The sequence below is a fragment of the Streptomyces sp. NPDC001153 genome, from assembly GCF_053598315.1.
In genome coordinates this window covers 190,454-201,831 of the sequence record NZ_JBSFJZ010000008.1, presented here as the reverse complement: position 1 = coordinate 201,831, position 11,378 = coordinate 190,454, and the positions used below count along the sequence as shown (strand labels likewise).

The following is an 11,378-nucleotide window of genomic DNA, read 5'->3' as shown; positions in this document are numbered from 1 at the left end:
GCTTTGTGTGACCTGGCCAAGCCCGTAACCCGATACAGGACCGGTATCGCAACGTGCGGCGATGTGAAGGGGGTGTGATGGGGGTCACTTCCGTCACTTCTTGGACTGGATGACCGCCTCCATGACGTTCTTGGCGATCGGCGCGGCCAGGCCGCCACCGGAGATGTCGTCGCGGTTGGCGCTCTCGTCCTCGATGACCACGGCCACGGCGACCGGCGCGCTGCCGTCGGGCAGCTTGGCGTAGGAGACGAACCACGCGTACGGGTTGGCGCTGTTCGCCACACCGTGCTGCGCGGTACCGGTCTTGCCGCCCACGGTGACGTTCGGGATCTGCGCCTTCGTACCGGTGCCCTGCTTGACGACGGTCTCCATCATGGACTGCAGGATCTGTGCGTTGGCCGGCGACAGCGGCCGGCTCATCTCCTGCGGCTGGGTCTTCTCCACCGGGTCGAGGTTGGAGGACTGCAGCTCGTCCACCATGTACGGCTTCATCAGCTTGCCGTCATTGGCGACCGCCGAGGCGACCATGGCCATCTGCAGCGGGGTCGCGGCGGTGTCGAACTGACCGATCGAGCTGAGCGCCGTCTGCGGGCTGTCCATCTCCTTGGGGAAGACGGACGCGGTCGACCGCACCGGGACGAACTGCTCGGAGTTGAAGCCGAACTTCTCGGCCTCGGCCAGCATCTTGTCCTTGCCGAGCTGGGCCCCGATGTGACCGAAGACCGTGTTGCAGGAGATGCGCAGCGCCTCCCGGAGGGACACGTTCTTGCACTGGATGCTGCCCTCGTTCTTCAGCTCGCGCGTGGTGTTCGGCAGCGTGTAGGGCTGCGGGGAGTCGGTGGCCTGGTCCGCCGAGTTGTACAGCCCGTTCTCCAGCGCCGCCGACGCGGTGACCAGCTTGAACGTGGAGCCCGGAGGATAGGTCTCGCGCAGCGCACGGTTCAGCATCGGGTCGGAGGGGTCGTTCTGCTTCTGGAGCTTGTTCCAGTTCGCGGAGTCCGTGCCGGTGGAGTTCCCCGCGAAGGACGACGGGTCGTACGACGGGTAGGAGGCCAGCGCGAGGATCTTGCCGGTGGACGGCTCCAGGGCGACCACCGCGCCCTTGCCGCCCTGTGCCTTCAGCCCGTTGAACGCCGCCTTCTGCGCGGCCGCGTTGAGCGTGGTGACGACGTTGCCGCCCTGCCTCGGCTTTCCCGTGATCATGTCGAGGGTGTTGCGGAAGAAGAGCCGGTCGTCGTTGCCGGTGAGGATGCCGTCGTCGATGTTCTCCAGCTGGCTGGCGCCGAAGGCCTGCGAGGAGTAGCCGGTCACCGGGGCCCACATGGCCCCGTCCTTGTAGGTGCGCTTGTACTTGAAGTCGCCGTTCTTGGACACGACGGACCCGGTTATCGGGCTGCCGTCGACGATGATGTCGCCGCGCGGGTGCGCGTACCGCTCGATGGAGACCCGGCGGTTGTCCTTCTCGGTCGCCAGCTGGTCGGCCTTGAGGTACTGGAGGTAGTTGTCGCGGATCAGCAGGGCCAGGACGAGGAGGCCGCAGAAGATCGCGATCCGGCGCAGGGGCTTGTTCATGACGGGCGGACCACCTGGGTCATCTCGGCGTCGGGGTTCGTGGCGGGGGTGGGCGCCGGGCGGCGGGCGGTGTCGCTGATACGGATCAGGATGCCGATCAGCGCCCAGTTGGCCAGCACGGAGGAACCGCCGTACGCGACGAACGGCATCGTCATACCGGTCAGCGGGATGAGGCCCATCACACCGCCGGCCACGACGAACACCTGCAGGGCGAACGCGCCGGACAGGCCGACGGCGAGCAGCTTGCCGAAGGGGTCGCGGGCGGCGAGGGCGGTGCGCAGGCCGCGCTCCACGATCAGGCCGTAGATCAGCAGCATCGCCATGATGCCCGCCAGGCCCAGCTCCTCGCCGAAGGTGGCGAAGACGAAGTCGGAGTTGGCGGCGAACTTGATCAGGTCCGAATGGCCCTGCCCCCAGCCGGTGCCGAGGGTGCCGCCGGAGCCGAACGCCCACAGGGACTGCTGCAGCTGGTCGGAGTGGAGGATGCCGTCGTGGGTGACCTGGCGGCTGAGCTGGTACTCGCGCATCGGGTCGAGCCACGCGTTCACACGCGTCTGGATGTGCGACTCGAAGCTCGCCACGCCGACGGCACCGACCGCTGACATCAGCAGACCGAAGACGATCCAGCTGGTCCGCTCGGTGGCGACGTACAGCATGATCACGAACATGCCGAAGAACAGCAGCGAGGTACCCAGGTCGGTCTCGAAGACCAGGATGAGGATCGACATCGCCCACACGACCAGGATCGGACCGAGGTCACGGCCGCGTGGCAGGTACAGGCCCATGAAACGGCGGCTGGCCAGGGCCAGCGCGTCCCGCTTCACCATCAGATAACCGGCGAAGAAGACCGCGAGGACGATCTTCGCGAACTCACCGGGCTGCAGGGAGCCCAGGCCGGGGACGCGGATCCAGATCTTGGCGCCGTAGATGTCGGCCCCGAGACCCGGCACCAGCGGCAGGAGCAGCAGCACCAGGGCGCTGACCATGGAGATGTAGGTGTAGCGCTGCAGGACCCGGTGGTCCTTCAGGAAGATCAGCACCGCGGCGAACATGGCGATGCCCAGCGCGCTGTACAGCAGCTGGCGGGGCGCGGCCGCGGCGAAGTGGGGCAGCGACTGCAGCAGCTTCGACTGGTCCAGCCGCCAGATCACCACGAGCCCGAGCCCGTTGAGCAGCGTGGCCAGCGGCAGCAGCAGCGGGTCGGCGTACGGGGCGAACTTCCGTACGGCGAGATGGGCGACGCCGGCCAGCAGACCGAGACCGAGGCCGTAGGACAGCAGCCCGGCGGGCACCGAGTTGTTGATGGCCAGGCCCACGTTGGCGTAGGCGAACACCGGGATGGCCACGGAGAAGACGAGCAGGGCCAGCTCGGTGTTGCGGCGGCTCGGAGCGCCGATCGCGCCGATCGTGGACGTGTGGTGCGTCGGTGGGTTAGTCGTACTGCTCATCGTGTGACAGGGCCTCTCGCGGCTTCGCTACTGCTTGCCGCACTGATCGACGACCTTCTTCTCATCCTCGGAGAGGCTCGGGCCGGGGTTCGGAGTGGCGGACGCGGACGGCGGCTTCGAAGGGGTCTTCGTAGCGGGCGCCGAACCGGATGGGTGCGGTGTCGGTGTCGCCTTGGACGTGAAAGCGGTACGGGTGGTTCCCGTGGTGCCTCCGGCCTCGCCCTGGCCCGTCTTCGCGTTCCGCGTGGACTCGGCGGCCTGGCGCTCCGCGTTCTTCCGGCACGCGGAGGCCTGCACCGACAGTGCCTCGATCTTCGCCTGGGCCTGCTGCAGACCGCCCGCCGTGATCGTGTTCTTGACCTGCTTCTGCTGGTACGGCGGCAGGTACTTGAGTTCGATCTCGGGGTGGTCCTTCTCCACCTTCGACAGCGACACCCAGGCCAGGTCCTGGCTGATCCCGCGGTACAGCGCCACGTGCTCGCCCTTGGCGCCGACGTAGTACTGCGTCTGCGTCCACTGGTAGCCGCCGTAGAGGCCGCCGCCGATGACGGCGAGGGCCAGGGCGCTGTAGAGGGATCTCCTCAGCCACCTGCGCCCGCCGCGCGGCTTGGTGAAGTCGCCGTCGGCGTAGTCGTCGAAGCTGCCCGCCGGGATGTAGCCGGTGGTGTCGCCGGAGCCGGGCGGGCCGAACTCGCCGCCGCCGTGCCCGGGCGCCCGGCGGCCCAGGTGGGAGGCGCGGCCGGCCGGGGTCTGCATGATGCCGTTGTCGTGCAGATGGTGCTGGTTCTCGGCGACCGCGCCGACCACGACCGGCTGGTCGGACAGCTGCCCGGCGAGCGTGTCATTGGTGTCGAGGTCCAGGACGTCGGCGACGATGACGGTGATGTTGTCGGGGCCGCCGCCGCGCAGCGCGAGCTGGATCAGCTCCTGCACGGTCTCCTGCGGGCCCTGGTAGCTGGCGAGGGTCTCCTCGATCGTCTGGTGGGAGACCACCGCGGACAGACCGTCGGAGCAGATCAGATAGCGGTCGCCGGCCCGGACCTCACGGATCGACAGGTCGGGTTCGACGTGGTCGCCGCTGCCGAGGGCGCGCATCAGCAGGGAGCGCTGCGGGTGGGTGGTGGCTTCCTCTTCGGTGATCCGGCCCTCGTCCACGAGCCGCTGCACCCAGGTGTGGTCCTGGGTGATCTGCGTGAGCACTCCGTCACGCAGCAGATAGGCGCGGGAGTCGCCGACGTGGACGAGACCGAGCCGCTGCCCGGTCCACAGCAGGGCGGTCAGCGTGGTGCCCATGCCCTCGAGCTGGGGGTCCTCCTCGACCATGGCGCGCAGCTGGTCGTTGGCGCGCTGCACGGCCGTACCGAGGGAGGTGAGGATGTCGGAGCCGGGCACGTCGTCGTCGAGCGTGACCAGGGTGGAGATCACCTCGGAGGAGGCGACCTCGCCGGCCGCCTGGCCGCCCATGCCGTCGGCGATCGCGAGCAGCCGGGGACCGGCGTAACCGGAGTCCTCGTTGCCCTCCCGGATCATGCCTTTGTGCGATCCGGCGGCAAAGCGCAGTGACAGACTCATGCCCACCTCGCCAGTCGGCTCCGGGTACAGCCGGTCGTGTCGAGCCACACTGCCCACCCTCCGGTCGGGAGCGCGCCGGCGGCCGGGTGGCGGCCTGCCGCTGCGTGCTCGCTCCGCTCGCGCTCACTCATGATGTAGCACTACTTCCGCAGCTCGATGACGGTCTTGCCGATGCGGATCGGCGCGCCCAGCGAGATCGGTGTGGGGGTCGTCAGCCGGGACCGGTCCAGGTAGGTGCCGTTGGTGGAGCCGAGGTCCTCGACGATCCACTGGCCGTCGCGGTCCGGGTAGATCCTGGCATGACGGCTGGAGGCGTAGTCGTCGTCCAGCACGATCGTGGAGTCGTGCGCCCGGCCCAGCGTGATCGTCTGGCCCTGCAGCGCGACCGTGGTGCCCGTCAGTGTGCCCTCGGTCACCACCAGCTTGGTGGGTGCGTTGCGGCCACGCCGGCCGCCGCCCTGCTGGCCGCGCTGCTGCGGCGGCGCGGACTGCTGCCGGGCCGCCTGCTGCCGGCCCTGCTGCTGGGCACGCCCGGCCTCCCTACGCGATCCGCGCTGGGTGACGCGCGTACCGAACAGGTCGCTCCGGATGACCTGCACGGCCACGATCACGAACAGCCACAGTACGGCCAGGAAACCCAGCCGCATGACCGTGAGGGTCAGCTCTGACATTGCCCCCGCTTCACCCTTCGGCTTGCCTATAGATAACGGTGGTGCTGCCCACGACGATCCGCGAGCCGTCGCGGAGCGTAGCGCGGGTGGTGTGCTGCCCGTCCACCACGATGCCGTTGGTGGAACCGAGATCCTGGATCGTCGAGGGCGTTCCGGTCCGGATCTCGCAGTGCCGGCGCGAGACGCCGGGGTCGTCGATCCGCACGTCGGCGTCGGTGCTGCGGCCCAGCACCAGTGTCGCGCGGGAGATCTGGTGGCGGGTGCCGTTGATCTCGATCCAGTACCGGGTGCGCCCGCCGCTCGTCGGGGCGGCCGCGGGCCGCTGGGTGGCGGGCTGGGGGTACCCGTAGCCGCCGGGCCGGGCGCCGGGCGGCGGCGCGGACGGCATCGGGGGCGCGCCGGCGGGCGCGGCGGGCGGGTAGCCGTACCCGCCCTGGGCGCCCTGCCCGGGACCGGGACGGCCGGCACCCGGGACCGCGGGGGCCTGGGGCGTCTGCTGTCCCTGCTGGCTGCTGGAGGAGGCGAGGGTGCGCGAGCGCACCCGGTACAGACCGGTGTCGAGGTCGTCGGCCTTCTCCAGGTTGACCTTGATCGGGCCCATGAAGGTGTAGCGCTGCTGCTTGGCGTAGTCGCGCACCATGCCGGCCAGCTCGTCGCCGAGCTGCCCGGAGTAGGGGCTGAGGCGCTCGTAGTCCGGCGCGCTCAGCTCCACGATGAAGTCGTTCGGTACGACGGTCCGGTCGCGGTTCCAGATCGTGGCGTTGTTGTCGCACTCACGCTGGAGCGCGCCGGCGATCTCCACGGGCTGGACCTCGGACTTGAAGACCTTGGCGAAGGTGCCGTTCACCAGACCTTCGAGACGCTGCTCGAACTTCTTCAGGACTCCCATGGGGCACCTCCTCCGTTCCTGCCGCTGCCTTGCCTGTACTGCCGGTTCCGCTGGTACTGCTCACTGATCGTATCTACGCGCCCGGCAATCAGCCGGTTCCCCCAGCCGCTCCCCTTCGAACGCCCGGTGGGTGCTCCTGCTGCCATGGATCGTAGAGGGGGGCGAAGACCAGTGTCCCGCACCTGGCTGTGGACCCGGTCCGTCTCCTGGGCAGATGCGGGGGACCGGTACGAGGTTGATACGTGAAGGAGGTCTGGGGGTGGGGGTGTGGCGGGTCCGGGCGGTCCCGGGCCGGGGGAAGGGATGTGAACCCACCCCGTACGACGTGCTAATGTTCTGGATGTCGGAAGGGGCCAGCCCGAAGGGGCCGGAGCCGGAAGACACACCCAATGCGCGGGTGGCGGAATAGGCAGACGCGCTGGATTCAGGTTCCAGTGCCCGCAAGGGCGTGGGGGTTCAACTCCCCCCTCGCGCACCGTTGAATGGGCGGCATCGTGATCACGATGCCGCCCATTTCTCTTTTTCCGGGCGTCCTTCCCGGATGTTCTTCGGGTGTGATGTCTGTCTCTGGGCATGGCGAGCGGACCGTCGAGGGCTGTGGCCCGTCGGCGGTCCGCGTTTGTGTTGCGGATCTCCGGTCGGGTCGTACCGAGTGTGCATGTTGTGTGAGGAAGGTCTCAGGACTGGGTGGCTGCCACGGGCCGGCGCCCGGACGCGGGCGGGACGGTGACGGTGCGTGCCCCGCAACATGCTGGTGAGCCGACCGCCTTGCGGCTGGGACACGGAGGGGCAGCAGACATGGGCAGCAGACATGGAGGGGTAGGAGACGGGGGCACCAGTTGCCCTCGGCAGGCTGGGCGCCGGCGAAGCCCGCTGGGACGCCGGGTCGGTCCGAGGCGTGGTCGTGGGCGGGCTCGTGGGCCATGGCCCATGGCCCAGGGCTCGGATGGGGAGCTGGAAGTTCTCCGACTCTCACCGGGTGCCCCGACGATGCGCCGGGCTTGCTTCGACCGAACGGCACGTGATGCTGGATCAACTACGGAAGTCGTCGCGTTCCCTGCGGTTCCGGTGGGTCCGGTGGGTCACGGCGGGGAGGACTCTCGATCCTCGGCGACCTGAGCTCCGAGACCGCCCTCATGAGGCTGGTGCCGCGAGGACCGGGTCGGCCGCGACACCGACGCGGCAGGGACGCGTGGCCGGTCGGGGGTCGGCGGTGCGGCGGGGACGCGTGGCCGGTCGGGGGCCGGGCCTCCGGTTCCCCCGGGTTCACGCCTCGCCCGGCTGGCACCGCGGGCACCACACCGTGCCGCGGCCTGCCATCCGGGAGCGGCGCAGATGGGTGTGGCAGCGGGGGCAGACCGGGTCGGGGTCGTCGCGGTGGCCGGTGAGCCACGCATCGCGCGGTGGGACGCACCCGGCGGTGACCGAGGAACGCAGCGTGCGCCGCATGTGGGTGTACAGGTGCCGGCGTTCGTTCTCCGTCAGATCGCCGGCCCGGGTGCCGGGGTGCAGCCCGGCACGCCACAGGATCTCGTCGGCGAGCAGATTGCCGAGACCGGCCAGGACGGACTGGTCGGTCAGCGCCGTTTTGATGTGACCGCGGCGAGCGCAGAGCGCGGCCTCGAAGTCCTCACGGTCCACCGCCAGCGCGTCGGGACCCTGACGGTCCAGCAGCCGGGAGACGGCGGAGTCGTCGTCGGCCAGCCAGAGGCCCTGGAGCTTGCGCTGGTCGCGGTAGCGGAGCTGGCGGTCGCCACTCAGACCGAACAGGACGCGGTCATGGGCCTCCACGGCGTCGTCGGGGTGGGCACAGAGCAGCCGGCCGGTCATGCCGAAGTGCAGCAGGAGGGTGGGCCCGCCGGTGTGGGCGAGCAGCCACTTGCCGCGCCGCTCCGGCTCGGTGAACCGCCGGCCCTCCAGCGCCTCGCGCAGCCGCCGTACGCTCACCCCGTGCAGGACGCCCGCGTCGCGCACGTCGACGCGGCGGATGACCCTGCCCTTCGCGCAGGAGACGAGCACCCTGCGGAAACCCTCGACGTCCGGCAGCTCAGGCACGGCGGACGCCCCCGTGCCGGCGGACGACGCCCGGCGCGCGACAGGCGGAAGCCGTTGAAGCCGGAGCCGGGGCGGGAGCCGCAGCCGCAGCGGACGGGATAGCAGACGCTCGCTTCTGTCTCAGATCCACGGCGGCCTCCTCGCTGCGCTGGGCCGATGCCGATGCCGATGCCGGCTCCCACGGCGATCCGATACGGATGCCGACGGCCGCCCTCCCGAGTGCCCTGCGCGTGACGACGTTATCCACAGGGTCTGACGCGTTCCGGGCGTCGGCTGTACGGTCTGCACGAGTTGATGTTCGTGTCGGTGTTCGTGCCGACAGGCGTTCGGGGGAGGCGGTCGCGGTGACCGGAACCGGTCGGGAAGTGCTGGCGGACGCGGCGGACCAGGAGACGGGCCGGCTGCCGTGGGTGCGCGGCTTCGCCCAGTGGCCGCGGCAGGGCTCACCCAAGGAGGAGGGCAAGGCGCTGCGGAGGAGCGTGCCGCGCAGCGCGCACCGCACGCTCGACCTGGACGCCTCCCGCCCCGACGCGGTGAGCGCGGTCATCGAGTCCAACGCCGGCCGGATAGCGGAGCTGACCCCCATCCGCGTCGGACGGATGGCCGCGACCCCCTTCGCCTTCCTGCGCGGCTCGGCCGGACTCATGGCGTACGACCTGGCCCGCACCCCCATGACCAGGATCGGCACCCAGATATGCGGAGACGCGCACGCGGCCAACTTCGGCCTGTACGGCGACCACCGCGGCGACCTGGTCATCGACCTCAACGACTTCGACGAGACCGTGCACGGCCCCTGGGAGTGGGACCTGAAGCGGCTCGCCGCCTCGCTGGTGCTCGCCGGGCGGGAGGCCGGCGCCGACGAGGACACCTGCCGTGCGGCCGCGCGGGACGCAGTCGGCGCCTACCGCCGCACCATGCGCCTGCTCGCCAAGCTGCCGGTGCTGGACGCGTGGAACGCCATCGCGGACGAGGAACTGGTCTCCCACACCGACGCCCACGATCTGCTCGGCACCCTGCAGCGGGTCTCGGAGAAGGCCCGCGCCAACACCAGCGGCCGGTTCGCGGCGAAGTCGACCGAGGCGGCGGCGGACGGCGGACGCCGCTTCGTGGACGCCTCACCGGTCCTGCGCCGCATCCCGGACGCCGAGGCCGCGGCGGTCGCCGCGTCCCTGGAGGCGTACGTCCACACACTCGGCGAGGACCGGCACCCCCTGCTCGCCCGGCACACCGTCCACGACGTGGCCTTCCGGGTCGTCGGCACCGGCAGCGTCGGCACCCGGTCCTACGTCGTCCTGCTCCTCGACCACCGTGAGCAGCCGCTGGTCCTCCAGGTGAAGGAGGCCCGCCCCTCCGCGCTCCTCCCGCATCTGGCCACGGCCGGCTTCGAGGCGCCGCCGGTGGAACACGAGGGCCGCCGGGTCGTCCTCGGCCAGAAGCGGATGCAGGTGGTCAGCGACATCCTCCTCGGCTGGACCACGGCCTGTGGCCGTCCCTTCCAGGTCCGCCAGTTCCGCAACCGCAAGGGCAGCGTCGACCCCGCCGCCCTCGCCGCCGACCAGATAGACGACTACGGCCGCATGACCGGCGCCCTGCTGGCCCGCGCCCACTCCCACAGCGCCGACCCCCGCCTGATCGCCGGCTACTGCGGCAAGAACGAGGAACTGGACGAGGCGATAGCCGCCTTCGCCCTCGCCTACGCCGACCGCACCGAGGCCGACCACGCCGAACTGGTCACAGGGATCCGCTCGGGACGCATCAAGGCGGAGCTGGGCGTGTGAGGCAGCGGCAGGGCCTTCCCAGGGGGAACCGCGGCGCCCGTCAGGGGCGCGGGGCTCTGCCGACATGCGGCTCCGCCGCGTGGACGCGAGCCACCACGGCGCACTCGCACCCGGCAGACGACCAGTACCCGTACGCTGCCCTCCGGCGCCCTGCCGCGTCCCCACCGCCTACCCTGTTCGCGTGACGACCCCGGATGCCGAACAGCCCCCGCGCCCCGAAGAACGGCTCGAGCAGGCCGTACGGGCCGCCGAGCAGGCGTTGATCGAGTACGAGATCGCCGTGGAGACGTTCCGCGTCGAGGTCGAGAACTTCTCCCGGCTGCACGAACAGCGCCTCGGCCCGCTCTACGTCCGCATCGAGGTGCTGGACGCCGAGATCGCCGAGGCCAGGGCCGCCCGCACCGGCGACCCGGAGGACATCCGCCGCGCCGAGGAGGCCCGCGCGCGGGTCCTGCCGATCCCCGGCGTGGAAGAGCTGCTGCACGGCTGGATGGACGGCCACGGCCTGTTCCCGGAGGCCGCCGCCATGCTGACCGACCAGGCCGTACGGCCCCCGGAGCGCGTGCGGCCCAGCGAGGAGGCCCGCAAGCTCTACCGCGAGCTGGCCCGCAAGGCACACCCCGACCTCGTACAGGAGGAAGCGGAGCGCCAGCGGCGTGAGGAGTTCCTCAGCCGCGTCAACGCCGCCTACGCCCGCGGCGACGAGGCACTGCTGAAGGAACTGGCCGAGGAATGGGCGGCCGGACCGGTGCCGCCCGAGCGGCGCCCCAGCCCGGCCGAGGAGCTGTACGACCGCCTCGAATGGCTCGCCCAGCGCAAGGAACTGCTCACCCTCGTCGCCCGTGAACTGGAGGAGGGTGCGATCGCCGGCATGCTCCGGCTCGCCCCGGACGACCCCGACGGGCTGCTCGAGGAGATCGCCGCCAGGCTGCGCTCCGACATCGCCCAGCGGGAGGCGGAGCTGGCGGCCCTGCTGGATCAGGACTGAGCCGCCGCTCATTTCGGCCTGCTTCGGAGAGCGGGTAGCGTCGGGGACATGAGTTTCGGAGCTGGTGTGCCCACGGTCGAGGTCACGGACCTCAAGGACGACGACTTCCTGCTGGACGTCCGCGAGGACGACGAGTGGCAGGCGGGCCACGCCGAGGGAGCGCTGCACATCCCCATCAGCGAGTTCGTGGCCCGCTACGGCGAGCTGACCGAGGCCGCCCCGCAGGACGGCCGCGTCCACGTCATCTGCCGCTCCGGCGGCCGCTCGGCGCAGGTCACCATGTACCTGGTCCAGCAGGGCATCGACGCGGTGAACGTCGACGGCGGCATGCAGGTCTGGCAGGCCGCGGGCCGCCCGGTGATCACCGACGACGGCCGGCCCGGCTTCGTCCTGTAGCTCGCTCCG

General features: G+C 70.7%; 9 protein-coding genes and 1 tRNA gene. 4 read left to right on the top strand and 6 right to left on the bottom strand.

The window, feature by feature from the left end; genetic code table 11:
• Positions 1 to 93 precede the first annotated feature (93 nt).
• The 5 genes from ACWDEN_RS12070 to ACWDEN_RS12050 all read right to left on the bottom strand — a co-directional run bounded on the left by ACWDEN_RS12070 (position 94) and on the right by ACWDEN_RS12050 (position 6,152).
• Positions 94 to 1,572, bottom strand: a complete 1,479-nt coding sequence (locus tag ACWDEN_RS12070) for a peptidoglycan D,D-transpeptidase FtsI family protein (RefSeq protein WP_351601162.1) — start codon at positions 1,570 to 1,572, stop codon at positions 94 to 96.
• The gene (locus ACWDEN_RS12065; RefSeq protein ID WP_351601164.1) at positions 1,569 to 3,020 is read right to left on the bottom strand and encodes an FtsW/RodA/SpoVE family cell cycle protein; all 1,452 of its coding nucleotides are present in this window, start codon (positions 3,018 to 3,020) and stop codon (positions 1,569 to 1,571) included. Before ACWDEN_RS12065 ends, ACWDEN_RS12070 begins: the two co-directional genes overlap by 4 nt.
• Before the next feature lie 27 nt (positions 3,021 to 3,047).
• Entirely contained in the window at positions 3,048 to 4,592 is a 1,545-nt protein-coding gene (locus tag ACWDEN_RS12060; protein WP_351601167.1) for a Stp1/IreP family PP2C-type Ser/Thr phosphatase, read from the bottom strand.
• A gap of 140 nt (positions 4,593 to 4,732) precedes the next feature.
• Entirely contained in the window at positions 4,733 to 5,263 is a 531-nt protein-coding gene (locus ACWDEN_RS12055; protein ID WP_351601170.1) for an FHA domain-containing protein FhaB/FipA, read from the bottom strand.
• A gap of 10 nt (positions 5,264 to 5,273) precedes the next feature.
• Entirely contained in the window at positions 5,274 to 6,152 is an 879-nt protein-coding gene (locus ACWDEN_RS12050; protein ID WP_450858636.1) for an FhaA domain-containing protein, read from the bottom strand.
• A 391-nt stretch (positions 6,153 to 6,543) separates the two neighbouring features.
• Here ACWDEN_RS12050 and ACWDEN_RS12045 point away from each other — a divergent pair.
• Positions 6,544 to 6,627: transfer RNA gene (locus tag ACWDEN_RS12045), tRNA-Leu, on the top strand.
• Positions 6,628 to 7,418: 791 nt separating this feature from the next.
• Here the strand turns inward: ACWDEN_RS12045 and ACWDEN_RS12040 are convergent.
• Positions 7,419 to 8,207 (bottom strand): Fpg/Nei family DNA glycosylase, encoded by a 789-nt coding sequence (locus tag ACWDEN_RS12040; RefSeq protein ID WP_351606678.1) that lies wholly within the window; start codon positions 8,205 to 8,207, stop codon positions 7,419 to 7,421.
• Positions 8,208 to 8,551: 344 nt separating this feature from the next.
• Here ACWDEN_RS12040 and ACWDEN_RS12035 point away from each other — a divergent pair, with 344 nt between their 5' ends.
• The 3 genes from ACWDEN_RS12035 to ACWDEN_RS12025 all read left to right on the top strand — a co-directional run bounded on the left by ACWDEN_RS12035 (position 8,552) and on the right by ACWDEN_RS12025 (position 11,369).
• A complete protein-coding gene (locus ACWDEN_RS12035; RefSeq protein ID WP_351606681.1) occupies positions 8,552 to 9,985 on the top strand; it encodes a DUF2252 domain-containing protein in 1,434 nt (477 codons plus the stop codon).
• 181 nt (positions 9,986 to 10,166) lie between these two features.
• On the top strand, positions 10,167 to 10,973 hold the full coding sequence (locus ACWDEN_RS12030; protein ID WP_351606684.1) for a hypothetical protein: 807 nt from the start codon (positions 10,167 to 10,169) through the stop codon (positions 10,971 to 10,973).
• 66 nt (positions 10,974 to 11,039) lie between these two features.
• Complete coding sequence (locus ACWDEN_RS12025) at positions 11,040 to 11,369, top strand: rhodanese-like domain-containing protein (protein ID WP_228621703.1); 330 nt, start codon at positions 11,040 to 11,042, stop codon at positions 11,367 to 11,369.
• Positions 11,370 to 11,378 lie beyond the last annotated feature (9 nt).

Bases quoted from the DNA above. Each gene is read 5' to 3' on its own strand.
- ACWDEN_RS12070 (WP_351601162.1), bottom strand. From the start codon at position 1,572: ATGAACAAGCCCCTGCGCCGGATCGCGATCTTCTGCGGCCTCCTCGTC.
- ACWDEN_RS12060 (WP_351601167.1), bottom strand. From the start codon at position 4,592: ATGAGTCTGTCACTGCGCTTTGCCGCCGGATCGCACAAAGGCATGATC.
- ACWDEN_RS12065 (WP_351601164.1), bottom strand. From the start codon at position 3,020: ATGAGCAGTACGACTAACCCACCGACGCACCACACGTCCACGATCGGC.
- ACWDEN_RS12055 (WP_351601170.1), bottom strand. From the start codon at position 5,263: ATGTCAGAGCTGACCCTCACGGTCATGCGGCTGGGTTTCCTGGCCGTA.
- ACWDEN_RS12050 (WP_450858636.1), bottom strand. From the start codon at position 6,152: ATGGGAGTCCTGAAGAAGTTCGAGCAGCGTCTCGAAGGTCTGGTGAAC.